Source organism: Citrobacter sp. A316 (assembly GCF_002042945.1).
Taxonomy (GTDB): Bacteria; Pseudomonadota; Gammaproteobacteria; order Enterobacterales; family Enterobacteriaceae; genus Citrobacter; species Citrobacter portucalensis.
The window spans coordinates 230,908-249,593 of record NZ_MVFZ01000001.1 but is presented as its reverse complement, the minus strand read 5'-3'; the positions used below and the strand labels follow the sequence as shown (position 1 = coordinate 249,593).

Sequence of the window (18,686 nt, the reverse complement as noted above, 5' to 3'; positions counted from 1 at the left end):
ATGCCTGAAGGCCCGGAGATTCGCCGCGCGGCGGATAACCTGGAGGCGGCAGTCAAAGGCAAACCCCTGACGGATGTCTGGTTTGCCTTTGAGCAGTTAAAACCGTATCAATCTCAACTAATTGGGCAACGTGTTACCCAGCTTGAAACGCGGGGGAAAGCATTACTGACCCATTTTTCTAATGGCCTGACGCTGTACAGTCACAATCAGCTCTATGGTGTGTGGCGAGTGGTGGATACCGGCACAATCCCGCAAACTTCGCGGGTACTGCGCGTCAGTCTGCAAACACATGACAAGACAATTCTGCTCTATAGCGCGTCTGATATCGAAATGCTGACGCCAGAGCAGGTTGCCACCCATCCGTTCCTGCAACGGGTTGGGCCGGATGTACTGGATTTACGTTTAACTCCCGATGAGGTTAAAGCGCGTCTGTTATCTCCGCGTTTTCGCAATCGCCAGTTTTCTGGTCTGCTACTGGACCAGGCGTTTCTGGCGGGATTAGGTAATTACCTGCGGGTAGAGATCCTTTGGCAGGTTGGGTTGACCGGGCAGCATAAAGCGTCGCAGCTTAGTGATGAGCAACTGGATCAACTGGCACATGCGCTGCTTGATATTCCGCGCCTGTCTTATAATACCCGCGGCCTGGTCGATGAGAATAAACATCACGGCGCGCTGTTTCGCTTCAAGGTCTTTCATCGGGATGGTGAAGCCTGTGAGCGCTGTGGTGGAATCATCGAAAAAACGATGCTCTCTTCGCGCCCCTTTTACTGGTGCCCTGGTTGTCAGCGCTAAGCGGGTTGTTTTGGCGCGTGCACCGAAATAAACCTTGCGACTGCGGGGCCAGTTAACAAAATGCTGAACAGTCGCAGGGTTTGCATCGCCATGATGAGCGCCATATCTGCGTGGCTTCCTGCGGCGATTACCGCAACAGAATCCACTCCTCCAGGACTGGTTGCCAGATAGGCAGTGAGAAAGTCGATCTGCATGTAATGCGCCAGTCCCCAGGCCATGGCGGCGCAGATCGCCATCAGTGAAAAAATGGACAACAGGATCTGCGGCAGTGGTCGTAATGCCATTAAAAAGATCTGCTTATCAAAGCCAAGACCGATTTGCCAGCCAATTGACATGTAGGCTATCGCCAGCAGCCACTCCGGCAGTTCAATCACCATCACTCCGCTTGCATTCAGCAAGGCACCCACCAGCATTGGCAATAGCATGACGCCAGAGGGAATACGCAGTAGGCGTCCAGCCGTACCGGCAACGGCGGCCAGCATCAGAGTGCTGAAAAGATTGCCGCTTAGCGGTGGAAACCAGATGATTTGTTCACTGACCGTTTGCGCCTGGTCGCCCATCACCAACCGGGTGACCAGCGCTGCCGCGCCGACCACCAACAGTACGCGCAGATACTGCATAAACGCCACCAGCCGGATGTCGGCGCCGTAATCCTGGGCCATCGCGACCATTGCCGCTGCGCCGCCTGGTGACGAGCCCCACGCACCTGTATTCCCCGGTAGATTACTGTAGCGAACCAGCAGCCAGCCGATTATCGCGCTGCTGATAAGGGTTACCAGCAGGATAGCAATCACCATCGGCCAGTGGGCCGCAAGGGTTGTGAAGATTGAACCGGTCAGATTTTGGGCAATCATGCAGCCGAGAATTGCCTGTGCGCCAAGAAATGTGCAGCGGGGAGGGTGCAGAGAGATGCCGCGCATACTGAAAATGATGCCGACGATCATCGACCCGAGCAGCAAGGGGCCTGGAAGATGGATAAACAGAAAGAGCAGGGAAAGAAGGAGCGATAGCACAAACAGCAGGCTCCACTGCAAAACAGGCATCCCATGCTCCTGAGTAAAATGTGAGAAATCTCAGTAAATCATAGAGAAAGCACGATAAGAATAAAATAATGTGGATCAAATAAAAACAGGTCGGATTCTGGCTTTAATGCCTTGTCCGACCCGTGAGAGTTAATGGCAATAAGCCGGACAGGCATTGGCACCGTCCGGCAGACAATTAACGCTTAATAGCAGACTTAAAATCGCGCTTGTCGTAGCCGGTGTACAGCTGACGCGGACGGGCGATTTTCATGCCGTCGGTGTGCATTTCGTTCCAGTGTGCAATCCAGCCAACGGTACGCGCCATGGCGAAGATAACGGTGAACATGGAGGACGGAATACCCATCGCTTTCAGGATGATGCCGGAGTAGAAGTCTACGTTCGGGTAGAGTTTCTTCTCAATGAAGTACGGGTCGTTGAGCGCAATGTGCTCAAGTTCCATCGCCACTTCCAGCAGATCATCTTTGGTGCCCAGTTCTTTCAGTACTTCATGGCAGGTTTCACGCATGACAGTAGCGCGCGGGTCATAGTTTTTATAAACACGGTGACCAAAGCCCATCAGGCGGAAGGAATCATTCTTGTCTTTCGCGCGGCGAACAAATTCCGGAATGTGTTTAACAGAGCTGATTTCTTCCAGCATTTTCAGCGCAGCTTCGTTCGCGCCGCCGTGAGCCGGTCCCCACAGGGAAGCAATACCGGCCGCGATGCAGGCAAACGGGTTAGCGCCAGAAGAGCCTGCGGTACGTACGGTAGAGGTTGAGGCGTTCTGTTCGTGGTCAGCGTGCAGGATTAAGATACGGTCCATTGCGCGTTCCAGGATCGGATTCACTTCGTATTTTTCGCACGGCGTAGAGAACATCATGTTCAGGAAGTTACCGGCGTAAGAGAGGTCATTACGCGGGTACACGAACGGCTGTCCGATGGAATATTTGTAGCACATCGCTGCCATGGTCGGCATTTTGGACAGCAGACGGAAGGCGGCGATTTCACGGTGACGCGGGTTATTCACATCCAGCGAGTCGTGGTAGAACGCTGCCAGCGCTCCGGTGACACCGCACATAACGGCCATCGGGTGAGAGTCGCGGCGGAAACCGTGGAACAGACGGGTGATCTGCTCGTGGATCATGGTATGGCGAGTGACTGTGGTTTTGAACTCGTCGTACTCTTCCTGCGTCGGTTTTTCGCCGTACAGCAGGATGTAACACACTTCCAGATAGTTAGACTCGGTCGCCAGTTGGTCAATCGGGAAGCCGCGATGCAGCAAAATACCTTCGTCACCGTCGATGAAAGTAATTTTGGATTCGCAGGATGCGGTAGAGGTGAAACCTGGGTCAAAAGTAAACATCCCTTTTGAGCCAAGGGTACGAATATCAATAACATCTTGACCGAGCGTACCTTTCAGCACATCCAGTTCAATAGCAGCGTCACCATTTAGAGTGAGTTTTGCTTTAGTATCAGCCATTTACGGTCTCCTTAGCGCCTTATTGCTTAAGACTGCCGGAACTTAAATTTGCCTTCGTGCATCAATAAACCGTTACCAGTTTGTTATTTGGCTCGCCGCTCTGCGAAAGAGGGGATGACCTGGGTACAGAGCTATGGGCGCTTGCAGGTAAAACGGTCTTTTCATGGCGAATAAACTGCAAATCAAGAACTTAGCAATCCGAATTATTTAACCTGTCTATCACTAATAACTGTCCTGAAGGTATTGGTCAATACTTCCACACTGTTACATAACTAAATCTCCGGTGAAAGAGTGACCCCATAACTTTTACGCATTATATGCTTTTTCTGGTGTCGTTTGTAACAACTTTGTTTAATGATTGTCAAATCAGATGATTAAAAATTAAAATAATGTTGTTATCGTGACCTATGTCACTGTTCGGGATAAAACCCGACAAACTATATGTAGGTTAATTGTAATGATTTTGTGAACGTCCTATACTGCCGCCAGGTCTCCGGAATACCCTGCAATCCCGAGCCAACCAGCGTTGTAACGTGTCGTTTTAGCATCTGGAAGCAGTGTTTTATATGACGCGTAGTTATAGTAAGGACGCTGTCTGACCCGCACGCAGACCGGAGGAAGGAAATCCCGTCGTCTTTCAGGCTACAGGTGTCTTCATCTTCTGTACCCGAAGTCTAAAGGGAATAATAAGAACAGCATGTGGGCGTTATTCATGATAAGAAATGTGAAAAAACAAAGACCTGTCAATCTGGATCTGCAAACGATCCGGTTCCCAATCACGGCGATAGCGTCCATTCTCCATCGCGTATCCGGAGTGATCACCTTCGTGGCGGTCGGGATTCTGTTGTGGTTATTGGGTACCAGCCTTTCCTCCCCTGAAGGTTTCCTCACCGCGTCATCCATTATGAATAACTTCTTTGTGGAGTTAATTCTGTGGGGGATCCTGATTGCGCTGGCATATCACGCCGTAATGGGCATTCGCCATCTGTTGATGGATTTTGGCTATATCGAAGAAACCCTCGAAGCAGGGACACGCTCCGCCAAAATTTGTTTCGTTATCATTGTCGTGCTTTCACTTCTCGCAGGAGTCCTCGTATGGTAAGCAACGCCTCCGCATTAGGACGCAACGGCGTACATGACTTCATTCTGGTCCGTGCTACCGCTATCGTTCTGACGTTATACATCATCTATATGGTCGGTTTCTTCGCCACCAGCGGCGAGCTGACGTATGAAGTCTGGACCGGTTTCTTCTCATCGGCATTCACCAAAGTCTTCACCCTGCTGGCACTTTTCTCCATCTTGATTCATGCCTGGATCGGCATGTGGCAGGTGTTGACCGACTACGTTAAACCTCTGGCTGTGCGCCTGATTCTGCAACTGGCTATCGTCGTTGCGCTGGTGGTTTACGTCATTTATGGATTTGTTGTGGTGTGGGGTGTGTAATGAAACTGCCAGTCAGAGAATTTGATGCTGTTGTGATTGGTGCCGGCGGCGCAGGTATGCGCGCGGCGCTGCAAATTTCCCAGAGCGGTCAGACCTGTGCGCTGCTCTCCAAAGTGTTCCCAACCCGTTCCCATACCGTATCCGCGCAGGGTGGCATCACCGTTGCGCTCGGTAATACCCATGAAGATAACTGGGAATGGCACATGTACGACACTGTTAAAGGGTCGGACTACATTGGTGACCAGGACGCTATTGAATATATGTGTAAAACCGGTCCGGAAGCGATTCTGGAGCTGGACCACATGGGGCTGCCGTTCTCTCGCCTCGACAATGGCACAATTTATCAACGTCCGTTTGGCGGTCAGTCGAAGAACTTCGGCGGCGAGCAGGCGGCACGTACCGCGGCAGCGGCAGACCGTACCGGTCATGCGCTGTTGCACACGCTGTATCAGCAGAACCTGAAAAACCATACCACCATCTTCTCCGAGTGGTATGCGCTGGACCTGGTGAAAAACGCTGATGGCGCCGTTGTCGGTTGTACCGCGCTGTGTATCGAAACCGGTGAAGTGGTTTACTTCAAAGCCCGCGCAACCGTGCTGGCGACCGGCGGCGCTGGCCGTATTTATCAGTCCACCACCAATGCCCACATCAATACCGGTGACGGTGTTGGTATGGCTATCCGCGCTGGCGTGCCGGTGCAGGATATGGAGATGTGGCAGTTCCACCCAACCGGTATCGCCGGTGCAGGCGTTCTGGTAACAGAAGGCTGTCGTGGTGAAGGTGGCTACCTGCTGAACAAACATGGCGAGCGCTTCATGGAGCGTTATGCCCCGAATGCGAAAGACCTGGCGGGTCGTGACGTGGTGGCGCGTTCCATCATGATCGAAATTCGCGAAGGTCGCGGCTGCGACGGCCCGTGGGGGCCGCACGCCAAACTGAAACTCGACCACCTGGGTAAAGAAGTACTGGAATCCCGTCTGCCGGGCATTCTCGAACTGTCCCGTACCTTTGCTCACGTTGACCCGGTCAAAGAGCCAATCCCGGTTATCCCAACCTGCCACTATATGATGGGCGGTATTCCGACCAAAGTTACTGGCCAGGCGCTGACCGTGAATGAGCAGGGTGAAGATGTGGTGATCCCTGGGCTGTTTGCCGTCGGCGAAATCGCCTGCGTATCGGTTCACGGCGCCAACCGTCTGGGCGGCAACTCGCTGCTGGACCTGGTCGTATTTGGTCGTGCGGTTGGTCTGCACCTGCAGGAATCTATTGCTGAGCAGGGTGACCTGCTGGATGCGACCGAAGATGAAATCGATGCTTCTCTGGCGCGTCTGAACCGCTGGAACGGTAACCGTAACGGTGAAGACCCGGTGGCGATTCGCAAAGCGCTGCAAGAATGTATGCAGCATAACTTCTCGGTATTCCGCGAAGGCGATGCGATGGCGAAAGGTCTGGAAGAGCTGAAAGCGATCCGCGAACGCCTGAAAAATGCCCGTCTGGACGATACCTCCAGCGAGTTCAACACCCAGCGCGTTGAGTGCCTGGAGTTGGATAACCTGATGGAGACCGCGTACGCCACTGCAGTATCTGCAAACTTCCGTACCGAAAGCCGTGGCGCGCATAGCCGCTTCGACTTCCCGGAACGTGATGATGAAAACTGGCTGTGCCATTCCCTGTACCTGCCAGAGTCGGAATCCATGACGCGACGTCAAGTCAATATGGAACCGAAGCTGCGCCCGGCATTCCCGCCGAAGATTCGTACTTATTAATGCGGAGACAGGACAATGAAACTCGAGTTTTCAGTTTATCGCTATAACCCGGATGTTGACGACGCTCCGCGCATGCAGGATTACACCCTGGAGGCGGAAGAAGGGCGCGACATGATGCTGCTGGATGCATTGATGCAGCTGAAAGAAAAAGATCCGTCGCTGTCGTTTCGTCGCTCCTGCCGCGAAGGGGTTTGTGGCTCCGACGGTCTGAACATGAATGGCAAAAATGGACTGGCCTGTATCACACCTATTTCTGCGCTGAATCAGCCGGGCAAGAAAATTGTCATTCGCCCGCTGCCGGGCTTACCGGTTGTGCGCGATTTGGTGGTAGACATGGGGCAATTCTACGCACAGTATGAGAAGATTAAGCCTTACTTGTTGAATAATGGGAAAAATCCGCCGGCTCGTGAGCATTTACAAATGCCAGAGCAGCGTGAGAAGCTCGATGGGCTGTATGAATGTATTTTGTGTGCATGCTGCTCAACGTCCTGCCCATCATTCTGGTGGAACCCGGACAAGTTTATTGGCCCGGCAGGCCTGCTGGCAGCGTATCGCTTCTTAATCGATAGCCGCGATACCGAAACCGACAGCCGCCTGGAAGGTTTAAGTGACGCTTTCAGCGTATTCCGCTGCCATAGCATCATGAACTGCGTCAGCGTATGTCCGAAAGGGTTGAACCCGACGCGCGCCATCGGCCATATTAAGTCGATGCTGCTCAAACGTAGTGCGTAAGTAATTGTTGTTGCCGGGGAAGTGATTCCCCGGTAGTGCAGGAAACCTCTAAAAACTGCCACATTGATAGCAATAATCGAGATGTTCAGCGCGAGACAAGGCGCGAACGGAACGAATCTTCGGGAGCATAGTTAACTATGTGACCGGAGTGAGTGGAGGTTGCAACGCAGTCGCAGCCTGAACAGCGACGATTATTAGACAGTTTTTAAAGGTTCCTTAGCGGACGCAGAAAACACGACAGTCCGCAACAAGTGAACCCCGGCACGCACATCGGTGTGCGTGGTAGTATCCACGGCGAAGTAAGCATACAAATGCTTAAGGGATCACGATGCAGAACAGCGCTTTGAAAGCCTGGTTGGACTCTTCTTACCTCTCTGGTTCTAACCAGAGCTGGATAGAACAGCTCTATGAAGACTTCTTAACCGACCCTGACTCGGTAGATGCTAACTGGCGTTCGACGTTCCAGCAGTTACCTGGTACCGGAGTCAAACCGGATCAACTCCACTCAAAAACACGTGATTATTTCCGTCGACAGGCGTTGATTACCCCACGTTACTCTTCTTCTATTTCCGACCCTGATGCCAATGTGAAGCAGGTTAAAGTCCTGCAGCTCATTAACGCCTATCGTTTCCGCGGTCATCAGCATGCGAATCTCGATCCGCTGGGACTGTGGCAACAAGAAAATGTGGCCGATCTGGACCCGTCTTTCCACGATCTGACCGATGCGGATTTCCAGGAAAGCTTTAACGTAGGTTCTTTTGCCGGCGGCAAAGACACCATGAAGCTGAGCGACCTGGTTGTTGCGCTGAAACAAACCTACTGCGGCCCAATTGGCGCCGAGTATATGCACATCACCAGCACCGAAGAAAAACGCTGGCTTCAACAGCGTATCGAGTCTGGACGTGCCGCGTTCAGTAGTGAAGAGAAGAAACGCTTCCTCAGCGAACTGACCGCAGCGGAAGGCCTGGAACGCTACCTGGGCGCTAAGTTCCCGGGCGCAAAACGCTTCTCGCTGGAAGGCGGTGATGCGTTAATCCCAATGCTTAAAGAGATGATCCGCCACGCCGGCAACAGCGGTACCCGTGAAGTGGTGCTGGGCATGGCGCACCGTGGTCGTCTGAACGTTCTGGTTAACGTACTGGGCAAACGCCCGCAGGAACTGTTCGACGAATTTGCGGGCAAACATAAAGAACACCTCGGCACCGGTGACGTGAAGTACCACATGGGCTTCTCGTCTGATATCGAAACCGAAGGCGGTCTGGTACACCTGGCGCTGGCGTTTAACCCGTCGCACCTGGAAATCGTTAGCCCGGTGGTTATCGGTTCCGTACGTGCACGTCTGGATCGTCTGGACGAGCCGAGCAGCAATAAAGTCCTGCCAATCACCATTCATGGTGACGCGGCAGTTACCGGGCAGGGCGTGGTTCAGGAAACCCTGAACATGTCGAAAGCGCGTGGTTACGAAGTGGGCGGTACCGTTCGCATCGTTATCAACAACCAGGTAGGCTTCACCACCTCTAACCCGCTGGATGCGCGTTCTACACCGTACTGCACCGACATCGGTAAGATGGTTCAGGCGCCGATTTTCCACGTGAACGCGGATGACCCGGAAGCGGTTGCTTTCGTGACGCGTCTGGCGCTGGATTTCCGTAATACCTTTAAACGCGATGTCTTCATCGATCTGGTGTGCTACCGCCGTCACGGCCACAACGAAGCCGACGAGCCGAGTGCAACCCAGCCGCTGATGTATCAGAAAATCAAAAAGCATCCGACCCCGCGCAAAATCTACGCTGATAAGCTGGAAGCGGACAAAGTTGCCACGCTGGAAGATGCGACCGAAATGGTCAATCTGTACCGTGACGCGCTGGATGCTGGCGAATGCGTAGTGAAAGAGTGGCGTCCAATGAACATGCACTCCTTCACCTGGTCGCCGTACCTCAACCACGAGTGGGATGAAAACTACCCGAACAAAGTTGAGATGAAGCGTCTGCAGGAGCTGGCAAAACGCATCAGCACCGTACCTGAAGCGGTTGAAATGCAGTCGCGCGTTGCCAAGATTTACGGCGACCGTCAGGCCATGGCCGCAGGTGAGAAGCTGTTTGACTGGGGTGGTGCAGAGAATCTGGCTTACGCCACGCTGGTTGACGAAGGCATTCCGGTCCGTCTGTCGGGTGAAGACTCCGGCCGCGGCACCTTCTTCCACCGTCACGCGGTAATTCATAACCAGGCGAACGGTTCAACCTACACGCCGCTGCAGCATGTGCATAACGGCCAGGGGACGTTCCGCGTATGGGACTCCGTGCTGTCTGAAGAAGCCGTGCTGGCGTTTGAGTACGGTTATGCCACAGCAGAACCGCGCACGCTGACCATCTGGGAAGCGCAGTTCGGCGACTTCGCCAACGGTGCACAGGTGGTTATCGACCAGTTCATCTCTTCCGGTGAGCAGAAATGGGGCCGTATGTGCGGTCTGGTTATGCTGCTGCCGCACGGTTACGAAGGTCAGGGTCCGGAGCACTCCTCCGCGCGTCTGGAACGTTATCTGCAACTTTGCGCTGAGCAAAACATGCAGGTTTGCGTCCCGTCTACCCCGGCACAGGTCTACCACATGCTGCGTCGTCAGGCGCTGCGCGGTATGCGTCGTCCGCTGGTAGTGATGTCGCCGAAGTCGCTGCTGCGTCATCCGCTGGCGGTGTCTACGCTGGACGAACTGGCAAACGGCACCTTCCTGCCAGCCATTGGTGAAGTCGATGAACTTGATCCTAAAGGCGTGAAGCGTGTCGTGATGTGTTCTGGTAAGGTTTATTACGACCTGCTGGAGCAACGCCGCAAGAACGACCAAAAAGATGTTGCCATTGTGCGCATCGAACAGCTCTATCCGTTCCCGCATAAAGCGGTGCAGGAAGCGCTGAAACCGTTTGCTCATGTACATGATTTTGTCTGGTGCCAGGAAGAGCCGCTCAACCAGGGCGCATGGTACTGCAGCCAGCATCATTTCCGTGAAGTAATTCCATTTGGGTCAGCTCTGCGTTATGCAGGTCGCCCGGCCTCTGCCTCTCCGGCAGTAGGGTATATGTCCGTTCACCAGAAGCAGCAACAAGATCTGGTAAATGACGCGCTGAACGTCGATTAAATAAAGGATAAATAATGAGTAGCGTAGATATTCTTGTTCCCGACCTGCCTGAATCCGTAGCGGATGCAACGGTTGCAACCTGGCACAAAAAACCGGGCGATGCAGTACGTCGTGATGAAGTACTGGTAGAAATCGAAACTGACAAAGTGGTACTGGAAGTACCGGCATCAGCGGACGGTATTCTTGATGCGGTTCTGGAAGATGAAGGGACAACCGTCACTTCTCGCCAGATCCTCGGTCGCCTGCGTGAAGGCAACAGCACCGGTAAAGAAACCAGTGCTAAGTCTGAAGAGAAAGATTCTACTCCGGCACAGCGCCAGCAGGCGTCTCTTGCTGAGCAGAACAACGATGCCCTGAGCCCGGCGATCCGTCGCCTGCTGGGTGAGCATAACCTCGAAGCCAGCGCTATCAACGGCACCGGTGTCGGCGGTCGTATCACCCGTGAAGATGTTGAAAAACATCTGGCGAAAGCTCCGGCTGCGAAAGCCGAAGCAAAAGCGCCGGCAGCAGCACCTGCACCACAGGCTCAACTGGGCGCGCGTGGCGAAAAACGTGTTCCGATGACCCGTCTGCGCAAACGCGTAGCTGAGCGTCTGCTGGAAGCGAAAAATTCCACCGCCATGCTGACCACGTTCAACGAAGTCAACATGAAGCCAATCATGGACCTGCGTAAGCAATACGGTGATGCGTTCGAGAAACGCCACGGTATCCGTCTGGGCTTTATGTCTTTCTATGTGAAAGCGGTTGTTGAAGCGCTGAAACGCTATCCGGAAGTGAACGCGTCCATTGATGGTGATGACGTGGTTTACCACAACTACTTTGATGTCAGCATGGCGGTCTCCACGCCGCGTGGCCTGGTCACGCCGGTCCTGCGTGATGTGGATCTGCTGGGTATGGCTGATATCGAGAAGAATATTAAAGAACTGGCAGTTAAAGGTCGCGACGGCAAGTTGACGGTCGAAGATCTGACGGGTGGTAACTTCACCATCACTAACGGTGGTGTGTTCGGTTCCCTGATGTCCACGCCGATCATCAACCCACCGCAGAGCGCCATCCTGGGTATGCATGCCATCAAAGATCGTCCGATGGCAGTAGACGGCAAGGTTGAAATCCTGCCGATGATGTATCTGGCGCTGTCTTATGACCACCGTCTGATCGATGGTCGTGAGTCAGTGGGCTTCCTGGTAACCATTAAAGAGTTGCTGGAAGATCCAACGCGTCTGCTGCTGGACGTGTAGTTAATAAGAGTATCACCTGCCCCGTAGGTCTGGACGCTTATCAGGCCTACGGGTAAAAGATAACGATTACCTGAAGGATGGACAGAACACATGAACTTACATGAATATCAGGCAAAACAACTTTTTGCCCGCTATGGCTTACCGGCACCGGTGGGTTATGCCTGTACTACTCCGCGTGAAGCCGAAGAAGCTGCATCTAAAATCGGCGCTGGCCCGTGGGTAGTGAAATGTCAGGTTCACGCTGGTGGCCGTGGTAAAGCGGGCGGTGTGAAGGTGGTAAACAGCAAAGAAGACATTCGCGCTTTTGCTGAACACTGGCTGGGTAAACGTCTGGTTACTTACCAGACAGACGCTCATGGCCAACCGGTAAATCAGATTCTGGTTGAAGCCGCGACCGACATTGGTAAAGAACTTTACCTCGGCGCAGTTGTTGACCGTAGCTCCCGTCGCGTGGTCTTCATGGCCTCTACCGAAGGCGGCGTGGAAATCGAAAAAGTAGCGGAAGAAACCCCGCACCTGATCCACAAAGTGGCGCTCGATCCGCTGGCAGGCCCAATGCCTTACCAGGGTCGTGAGCTGGCGTTCAAACTGGGTCTGGAAGGTAAACAGGTTCAGCAGTTCACCAAGATTTTCATGGGTCTGGCGACTATCTTCCTGGAGCGCGATCTGGCGCTGATCGAAATCAACCCGCTGGTGGTGACCAAGCAGGGTGACCTGATCTGCCTCGACGGCAAACTGGGCGCTGACGGCAACGCGCTGTTCCGCCAGGCTGACCTGCGCGAAATGCGCGACCAGTCTCAGGAAGATCCGCGTGAAGCGCAGGCTGCACAGTGGGAACTGAACTACGTCGCACTGGACGGTAACATCGGTTGTATGGTTAACGGTGCGGGCCTGGCAATGGGCACCATGGACATCGTTAAGCTGCACGGCGGCGAACCGGCTAACTTCCTTGACGTTGGCGGCGGTGCGACCAAAGAGCGTGTAACCGAAGCGTTCAAAATTATCCTCTCTGATGACAATGTTAAAGCCGTACTGGTTAACATCTTCGGCGGTATCGTACGTTGCGACCTGATCGCTGACGGTATCATCGGCGCGGTAGCAGAAGTAGGTGTAAACGTTCCGGTCGTGGTACGTCTGGAAGGTAACAACGCTGAACTCGGCGCGAAAAAACTGGCTGATAGCGGCCTGAATATTATTGCAGCGAAAAGTCTGACGGATGCAGCTCAGCAGGTTGTTGCCGCAGTGGAGGGGAAATAATGTCAGTTTTAATTAATAAAGATACCAAGGTTATCTGCCAGGGCTTCACCGGTAGCCAGGGGACATTCCACTCTGAACAAGCGATCGCTTACGGTACGCAAATGGTCGGTGGCGTTACGCCGGGTAAAGGCGGCACCACGCATCTGGGTCTGCCAGTGTTCAACACCGTACGTGAAGCGGTAGAAGCGACCGGCGCAACCGCCACCGTTATCTACGTTCCGGCGCCGTTCTGCAAAGACTCCATCCTGGAAGCTATCGATGCAGGCATCAAGCTTATCATCACCATCACCGAAGGTATCCCAACGCTGGATATGCTGACCGTGAAAGTGAAGCTGGATGAAGCTGGCGTACGTATGATCGGCCCGAACTGCCCAGGCGTTATCACTCCGGGTGAATGTAAAATCGGTATCATGCCGGGCCACATTCACAAGCCGGGTAAAGTGGGTATCGTTTCCCGTTCTGGCACCCTGACCTATGAAGCAGTTAAGCAGACCACCGACTACGGTTTCGGCCAGTCTACCTGTGTGGGCATCGGCGGCGACCCGATCCCTGGCTCTAACTTCATCGACATCCTGAAGCTGTTCCAGGAAGATCCGCAGACTGAAGCGATCGTCATGATCGGTGAGATCGGCGGTAGCGCGGAAGAAGAAGCGGCTGCTTACATCAAAGATCATGTGACCAAGCCTGTTGTGGGTTACATCGCGGGTGTGACTGCGCCGAAAGGTAAGCGTATGGGTCACGCGGGTGCGATCATCGCGGGTGGTAAAGGTACAGCGGATGAGAAATTCGCTGCGCTGGAAGCCGCAGGCGTGAAAACAGTTCGTAGCCTGGCCGATATCGGCGAAGCACTGAAAAGCGTTATTAAGTAAGAAATAAAAAAACAGCCCTGACTGTCTGCGTGGTCAAGGGCTGGTCCCGTTTCGACATGGTTGGCCATCTGATGATGGCCTTTTTTTTGCCGGGAATTTAGCTTTCAGCCAGCGTTTTTAACCAGCGAATACCGCTTTCCGGTGAGGTCATTACCGGTACCGGCGGGGAAGGGAGCTGTTGTAAAACGCGCGCCATCGAAGCCTGTGCCAGCATCACGACATCCGCTTGAGTAAAGGCGCTCTGTAACCCTTCACTGACGATACGGTCATGGGTATCCATATCTCCCGCCAGCAGCGCGTGGAATGCCTCCTCCATTAATACAGGCGTAATGGTTCGCGATTTACCGCTTTGTTGAACTTTGCGCTGGACGTAATCCAGCGTTGGCTTCAGCGTGGTTGCCACGGTTGCTAACACGGCGATCCGTTCGCCTTTTTCAATCGCCTCTTCCACCATCGCGCAGTCAATGCGCGCGAGCTGGAGCGGGGTCATAAACTGGCATTGCTCTACCGCAGTACCAATTGAGGAACAGGCGGTAATAAAGATATCGCAGTCCGCCTTTTCGGCAATATGCACATAGTCGGCGATGCGGGCGGCAATATTTGGCGATACGCCTCCGGCTTTCATCACCTGTTTAATCATAGATTCTTCAACCAGGTGCATCACTTCAACGTCCGGCATAATGTCGGCGATCAGCTGTTGCATCATCGCAAGCGTGGCTGCACTGGTATGCAGCATGGCGACCTTTTTCATTGGGCAATCTCCTTAAGTAACGTTTCCGCGACGGCCAGCGCCGCATCATGATCTTCCTGCGCGGATAAACCGCCTACCGCGACGGCTCCAAGGCATTTCCCCTGGTGCAGAATTGGGATCCCGCCCGGCAGCGCCGTAAAACGCGGGTCGGCAAAATAGCCAATATCCAGTTGCTCTTTTTGCAGACGCTGTAAAAATGCCTGCGTGGTGCAGCCCAGGCGGCTACTGGTGCGCGCTTTACGCTGGGTTAACTCGATGGTTAACAGTTTGGCGTTATCCATCCGCGCAAAGCTAAGCAGTTCTCCATTTGCATCGCATACGGCCACGCTTAACGGGCGATTTGCGTAACGTGTTTCGGCGAGTTCGAGCGCACAGGTTACGGCACGCTGGGCGTGTTCCAGAGTGAGAGTTGTCATCGTGATTATCCTTTCGACAGATTTTCGCAAGCGGGTTGAACGGGATCTTTGGCTGCGGCAGCCTTCGCCTGTCTGGCGTCTTTTTTGCGCCAGTAGTTGGCGAGCAGCGAGCCGCTAACGTTACCCAGAGGTGTCATCACCGCTGATGCGAGGCCAACCGTTGCCAGTTTGCCCATCGCCGCGGCGAGCCCGGATGCCATACCGCCGTTTTGCAGGCCAACTTCAAAGGCCACGGTACGGGCAGACTGCACGTCCATGCGGAAGATCCAACGGCTCATCAGATAACCAATCAGGAAGCCGCCGAGGTTATGCATCAGCATGGCGAAACAGAGCAGGAAACCGACCTGCACCAGGTTGTCGCGCCCGGCTGCTGCGGCGGTGGTGGTAAAGAAAATGATCCCCATCATTGAGATGGTTGGCATGACCTTCTTCACGCCCGCCACGCGGCCATACAGCCAGTTGTAGAACAATGCCCACACGAGACCGCCTGCTACGAAGTTGAGGACCACCGCGTACATCTGTGCTTCGGCGCTGGCGTGACCAAACAGCGCGTCCCAGCCGCCGGCAATCATATACAGCAGCCAAAGCGCGCCGATCCCGGCCAGCATCTGGACGACACGGCGGCCGCGCACGCCGGCATAGGTTTTCAGATAGTCATGCAGAATTGCTGTGCCAATGGGAATTAATACGATTTTCACCACGTCCATCACCATCGCGGTGAGCTGGATATCGATCATCGAACCCGCCAGCAGATTAACCCACAGTGGCGTCATTACCGTTGCTGCCAGCGTTGAGACTGCGGCGATTGACACAGCCAGCGCGAGGTTAGCGTTGGCGATGTAAACCATCACCGTCGACGAGAGGCCACTGGGGCAGGCGCCAATCAACAAAATGCCCACCGCTACTTCAGGCGGAAAATCAAAGATCAGGGTAATGCTCAGGCCGAGCAGGGGCATGATCACGAAATGGCAGAAAGTACCGATAAAAACGGCCCACGGCATTTTGGCGACATCAATAAAATCCTGGATCGTCAGCTTTGTGCCCATGCTGAACATGGTGGCCTGAATCACGAGGAACACGATCCATTTATGGGTGATATTGAAACCGCCCCAGACAATCAGATCCGTAGACCAGGTCATGGCGGCAACAAAACCGGCGATGATCCACAGCGTAAACTGATAGCTGCGTAAACCAGGCCAGTAGCCCGCACCGGCGGCGAATCCGGCAGTGAACATCACCAGCCCAGGTTGCCATAGCGCCGCGGACTGGATGAGTGCGCCGATAATCGCCAGCGCCGCGCCCGCAACGCTGATGCCGAGTCCGGTTTTGTGAATAACAGTGGTCATAGTCATGTTGAAATGTCCTTGCTGTTGTTATTGCTGCCGGGGTGGAATAGATAACATGCGCCGCGCAATTTCCGGCGTAGCGACTTTTTTATCCATGCTGCGAATGAGCGTGGCGAGTTTGGCGACCTGCTGATAATTATGCTGCGCTTTTTCTTCGGCGCTTAAATAATAACTATCTTCAAAGCCGATTCGCACTTCACTGGCACCCATAGCGACCGCAGCAGCGATAATATCGAAATTCTTTCTGCCAAAATGAGTAATTCCCCATAAGGCGTCGCGTGGGATCATGCTACGCAGAGCAATTAATGCGTCAACGGTTGCAGGCGTACTGCCGCGGTGACCTAGAACGATATTAAAGAGCATAGGTTTTCGAAATTTTATGTTATCTTCAAGGTTCAGGATATTATTAATCATGCCGATTTCAAAAACTTCAAACTCTGGAATAATATTGCGTTCGGTTATTTGCCGGGAACAATATTCCACGTCAGGGCCGGGATTAAAATACACCGCATCACCGAGGTTGACGGAACCGACGTTCAGCGAGGCCATCTCCACGCCGGGGCAGGCCAGTGGTGCGCAGCGCTCGGCGATGGACATCGAAGAGACGCCGCCGGTAGAAGCCTGAATAATCAGGTTTGAATGGCGCATAACGCGGTCAATGGTTGCCTGAAAGTCGGTAGTATCTGGCGTCAGACGTCCCTGTTTATCGCGAACGTGTAAATGTACGATGGACGCGCCATGTTCTACGCTGGCGAGTATTTCTTGCGCCAGTTCTTCGGGTATAACTCTGGGGCAATCCGCGGCAACGGGTGCCAGCGAAATAATAACAGTATCCGACATTTTTTCCTCCGGTACAGAGATAGAGATATTAAAATTATAGGTAAGGCGTTATCCAGCGTAATGATTCCGGCCCTGATGTTGACGGTTGATATTCACAGCCAATCCAGTCCTGGTAATTCATTTTTCTTATGAAATTAAATAACCATGCTTCATTTAACTCCCCGGTTCCCGGTTCATGGCGATAAGGAACAGAGGCGATTTGAAAATGTTTAATAATGGCAAAATAGCGTTCGATATTTTTCGCCACGTTGCCATGAATTTTCTGACAGTGATAAATATCAAACTGTAAGCCGATATTTTTCTTACCAACCTCGTGAATGATAGATTCAGCCAGCGGGAAACTGTCAATAAAATAACCGGGCATATCCTGCGAATTTAATGGTTCAATCAGTACATCGATTTCCGCGTCTGCCATCACATCGCAAGCGATGCGCAGTCGGTTCGTCAGGAGATCGCGCTGGGCGTGCAGCGTCAGGTCATTACAGCGCAAGCCGGACATAACGTGAACCCGGCGACAACCCAGTGCTGTGGCGTAATCTCGCGCCACGTTCAGGCTGTGATGAAATTCCTGGTCTCGACCAGGCAATGCAGCGAGCCCCCGTTCACCCTGCGCCCAGTTGCCAGCCGGGGCGTTCATCAGCACCACCGGCAGTGATGTTTCCCGCTGAGCGGCTCGCAAATGCTCCAGCGGGTGCTGCCAGAGAAACAGCCCTTCTACGCCGCGAAAGCCAGCCGCCTGCGCCGCTGAAAATCGCGCTGCTATCGGTAAATCAGTAAATAACCAATCGAGGTTAGCCGCTAACTTCAGCATGGCGTGCACCCTCCCGGCCATCAACCAGATGCAGCTTAACGCCCTGGCTGGCAATAGTCTGCTGAGCATTTTCCGGTAACCGGTTATCAGAAATAATGTCCGTTAACTGCTCCAGCCCACAGATGTGGAACATGCCGTATTTGCCAAACTTACTGCTGTCGCAGACCAGCACCCGACGCCGTGAGACGGTGAGTACCGCTTCTTTGACTGAGGCTTTCCCTTCACTCGGCGTCGACATGCCGCGCTCGGTATCCCACGACGATGAGCTGAGAAACGCCACATCAATATTAATGGTGCGCAGAAAACTGGCGGCGCTTTTGCCAAGACATGAGCGGTTACGCTGATCCACCAGACCGCCGGTGTGGTAGAGCGTAATGTGTGGCATATCCATCAGATAGTGGCTGATGGAAAAATCGTTGGTGACGACCGTCAGATTGAAACAGTGGCTGGCGGCCACCGCTTTCGCCACTTCAAACAACGACGTTCCGGCATCCAGATACAGCGTTTGTCCAGGCTCAATGAGCATTGCGGCGAGCTGGCCCATCTTACGCTTCACGTCATGATTCAACTCGGCTTTTTCCCGCCACGGCAGTTCGGATTTCAGCAGGTTATTGAGCTTTACGCCGCCGTTAATGGCAATAACTTTGCCTTCTTCTTCCAGCAACTGAATGTCGCGACGCACGGTCATATGCGACACGCTCATCAGATCTGCCAGTTCATTAAATGAGGCGGCATTCTTTTCGTGCACGTAGCGGTAGATAAAATCACGTCGTTGCTCGGGGATCATCATGTC

Annotated in this window: 17 protein-coding genes and 1 pseudogene; 9 read left to right on the top strand and 9 right to left on the bottom strand. The window is 53.5% G+C overall.

Annotated features, from left to right (window positions below):
* Positions 1–792, top strand: a complete 792-nt coding sequence (gene nei, locus BZK41_RS01200) for an endonuclease VIII (RefSeq protein ID WP_079936908.1) — start codon at positions 1–3, stop codon at positions 790–792.
* Here the strand turns inward: nei and BZK41_RS01195 are convergent.
* The 3 genes and pseudogenes from BZK41_RS01195 to BZK41_RS27365 form a co-directional block, all read right to left on the bottom strand.
* A complete protein-coding gene (locus BZK41_RS01195) occupies positions 789–1,835 on the bottom strand; it encodes an AbrB family transcriptional regulator (RefSeq protein ID WP_079936907.1) in 1,047 nt (348 codons plus the stop codon). The two genes, nei and BZK41_RS01195, sit on opposite strands and share 4 nt — an antisense overlap.
* A 175-nt stretch (positions 1,836–2,010) precedes the next feature.
* Positions 2,011–3,294 (bottom strand): citrate synthase, encoded by a 1,284-nt coding sequence (locus tag BZK41_RS01190; RefSeq protein ID WP_079936906.1) that lies wholly within the window; start codon positions 3,292–3,294, stop codon positions 2,011–2,013.
* A gap of 203 nt (positions 3,295–3,497) precedes the next feature.
* Positions 3,498–3,608, bottom strand: a pseudogene (locus BZK41_RS27365) (hypothetical protein).
* Positions 3,609–3,991: 383 nt separating this feature from the next.
* Here BZK41_RS27365 and sdhC point away from each other — a divergent pair.
* From sdhC to sucD, 8 genes are all read left to right on the top strand, one after another.
* Positions 3,992–4,396 carry a succinate dehydrogenase cytochrome b556 subunit gene (gene sdhC / locus BZK41_RS01185; protein WP_003831406.1) on the top strand — a complete coding sequence of 135 codons (405 nt, stop codon included), beginning with the start codon at positions 3,992–3,994 and terminating at the stop codon, positions 4,394–4,396.
* Positions 4,390–4,737 (top strand): succinate dehydrogenase membrane anchor subunit, encoded by a 348-nt coding sequence (gene sdhD, locus BZK41_RS01180; protein WP_003831408.1) that lies wholly within the window; start codon positions 4,390–4,392, stop codon positions 4,735–4,737. Before sdhC ends, sdhD begins: the two co-directional genes overlap by 7 nt.
* Positions 4,737–6,503, top strand: coding sequence for a succinate dehydrogenase flavoprotein subunit (gene sdhA, locus BZK41_RS01175; protein WP_003831409.1), 1,767 nt, complete (start codon positions 4,737–4,739; stop codon positions 6,501–6,503). The genes sdhD and sdhA overlap by 1 nt, the downstream gene beginning before the upstream one ends.
* Before the next feature lie 15 nt (positions 6,504–6,518).
* On the top strand, positions 6,519–7,235 hold the full coding sequence (gene sdhB, locus BZK41_RS01170) for a succinate dehydrogenase iron-sulfur subunit SdhB (protein WP_003022921.1): 717 nt from the start codon (positions 6,519–6,521) through the stop codon (positions 7,233–7,235).
* A gap of 328 nt (positions 7,236–7,563) precedes the next feature.
* Positions 7,564–10,365: a 2-oxoglutarate dehydrogenase E1 component gene (gene sucA, locus BZK41_RS01165; protein ID WP_003831411.1), complete on the top strand. Its 2,802-nt coding sequence runs from the start codon at positions 7,564–7,566 to the stop codon at positions 10,363–10,365.
* Between the two features lie 14 nt (positions 10,366–10,379).
* Positions 10,380–11,603, top strand: coding sequence for a 2-oxoglutarate dehydrogenase complex dihydrolipoyllysine-residue succinyltransferase (gene odhB / locus BZK41_RS01160; RefSeq protein WP_003022925.1), 1,224 nt, complete (start codon positions 10,380–10,382; stop codon positions 11,601–11,603).
* A 90-nt stretch (positions 11,604–11,693) separates the two neighbouring features.
* On the top strand, positions 11,694–12,860 hold the full coding sequence (gene sucC / locus BZK41_RS01155; RefSeq protein WP_003022927.1) for an ADP-forming succinate--CoA ligase subunit beta: 1,167 nt from the start codon (positions 11,694–11,696) through the stop codon (positions 12,858–12,860).
* Positions 12,860–13,729, top strand: coding sequence for a succinate--CoA ligase subunit alpha (gene sucD, locus BZK41_RS01150; RefSeq protein WP_079936905.1), 870 nt, complete (start codon positions 12,860–12,862; stop codon positions 13,727–13,729). Before sucC ends, sucD begins: the two co-directional genes overlap by 1 nt.
* A 97-nt stretch (positions 13,730–13,826) precedes the next feature.
* Here the strand turns inward: sucD and BZK41_RS01145 are convergent, their stop codons facing one another.
* From BZK41_RS01145 to BZK41_RS01120, 6 genes are read right to left on the bottom strand one after another with little or no spacing between them, the layout of a single operon-like run.
* Positions 13,827–14,480 carry an aspartate/glutamate racemase family protein gene (locus BZK41_RS01145; protein ID WP_079936904.1) on the bottom strand — a complete coding sequence of 218 codons (654 nt, stop codon included), beginning with the start codon at positions 14,478–14,480 and terminating at the stop codon, positions 13,827–13,829.
* On the bottom strand, positions 14,477–14,896 hold the full coding sequence (locus tag BZK41_RS01140) for a heme-binding protein (protein WP_079936903.1): 420 nt from the start codon (positions 14,894–14,896) through the stop codon (positions 14,477–14,479). The genes BZK41_RS01145 and BZK41_RS01140 overlap by 4 nt, the downstream gene beginning before the upstream one ends.
* Before the next feature lie 5 nt (positions 14,897–14,901).
* On the bottom strand, positions 14,902–16,248 hold the full coding sequence (locus tag BZK41_RS01135) for a bile acid:sodium symporter family protein (protein ID WP_079936902.1): 1,347 nt from the start codon (positions 16,246–16,248) through the stop codon (positions 14,902–14,904).
* Between the two features lie 21 nt (positions 16,249–16,269).
* Entirely contained in the window at positions 16,270–17,082 is an 813-nt protein-coding gene (locus BZK41_RS01130) for a 3-keto-5-aminohexanoate cleavage protein (protein ID WP_079936901.1), read from the bottom strand.
* Positions 17,083–17,116: 34 nt separating this feature from the next.
* Complete coding sequence (locus tag BZK41_RS01125) at positions 17,117–17,893, bottom strand: TIM barrel protein (RefSeq protein ID WP_079936900.1); 777 nt, start codon at positions 17,891–17,893, stop codon at positions 17,117–17,119.
* Positions 17,874–18,683, bottom strand: a complete 810-nt coding sequence (locus BZK41_RS01120) for a DeoR/GlpR family DNA-binding transcription regulator (RefSeq protein WP_172313033.1) — start codon at positions 18,681–18,683, stop codon at positions 17,874–17,876. Before BZK41_RS01120 ends, BZK41_RS01125 begins: the two co-directional genes overlap by 20 nt.
* Positions 18,684–18,686: the final 3 nt, after the last annotated feature.

Bases quoted from the DNA above. Each gene is read 5' to 3' on its own strand.
- sdhA (WP_003831409.1), top strand. From the start codon at position 4,737: ATGAAACTGCCAGTCAGAGAATTTGATGCTGTTGTGATTGGTGCCGGC.
- sdhD (WP_003831408.1), top strand. From the start codon at position 4,390: ATGGTAAGCAACGCCTCCGCATTAGGACGCAACGGCGTACATGACTTC.
- BZK41_RS01145 (WP_079936904.1), bottom strand. From the start codon at position 14,480: ATGAAAAAGGTCGCCATGCTGCATACCAGTGCAGCCACGCTTGCGATG.
- BZK41_RS01130 (WP_079936901.1), bottom strand. From the start codon at position 17,082: ATGTCGGATACTGTTATTATTTCGCTGGCACCCGTTGCCGCGGATTGC.
- odhB (WP_003022925.1), top strand. From the start codon at position 10,380: ATGAGTAGCGTAGATATTCTTGTTCCCGACCTGCCTGAATCCGTAGCG.
- sucD (WP_079936905.1), top strand. From the start codon at position 12,860: ATGTCAGTTTTAATTAATAAAGATACCAAGGTTATCTGCCAGGGCTTC.
- BZK41_RS01140 (WP_079936903.1), bottom strand. From the start codon at position 14,896: ATGACAACTCTCACTCTGGAACACGCCCAGCGTGCCGTAACCTGTGCG.
- BZK41_RS01120 (WP_172313033.1), bottom strand. From the start codon at position 18,683: ATGATGATCCCCGAGCAACGACGTGATTTTATCTACCGCTACGTGCAC.
- sdhC (WP_003831406.1), top strand. From the start codon at position 3,992: ATGTGGGCGTTATTCATGATAAGAAATGTGAAAAAACAAAGACCTGTC.
- nei (WP_079936908.1), top strand. From the start codon at position 1: ATGCCTGAAGGCCCGGAGATTCGCCGCGCGGCGGATAACCTGGAGGCG.
- sdhB (WP_003022921.1), top strand. From the start codon at position 6,519: ATGAAACTCGAGTTTTCAGTTTATCGCTATAACCCGGATGTTGACGAC.
- BZK41_RS01125 (WP_079936900.1), bottom strand. From the start codon at position 17,893: ATGCTGAAGTTAGCGGCTAACCTCGATTGGTTATTTACTGATTTACCG.
- sucA (WP_003831411.1), top strand. From the start codon at position 7,564: ATGCAGAACAGCGCTTTGAAAGCCTGGTTGGACTCTTCTTACCTCTCT.
- BZK41_RS01195 (WP_079936907.1), bottom strand. From the start codon at position 1,835: ATGCCTGTTTTGCAGTGGAGCCTGCTGTTTGTGCTATCGCTCCTTCTT.
- BZK41_RS01190 (WP_079936906.1), bottom strand. From the start codon at position 3,294: ATGGCTGATACTAAAGCAAAACTCACTCTAAATGGTGACGCTGCTATT.
- BZK41_RS01135 (WP_079936902.1), bottom strand. From the start codon at position 16,248: ATGACTATGACCACTGTTATTCACAAAACCGGACTCGGCATCAGCGTT.
- sucC (WP_003022927.1), top strand. From the start codon at position 11,694: ATGAACTTACATGAATATCAGGCAAAACAACTTTTTGCCCGCTATGGC.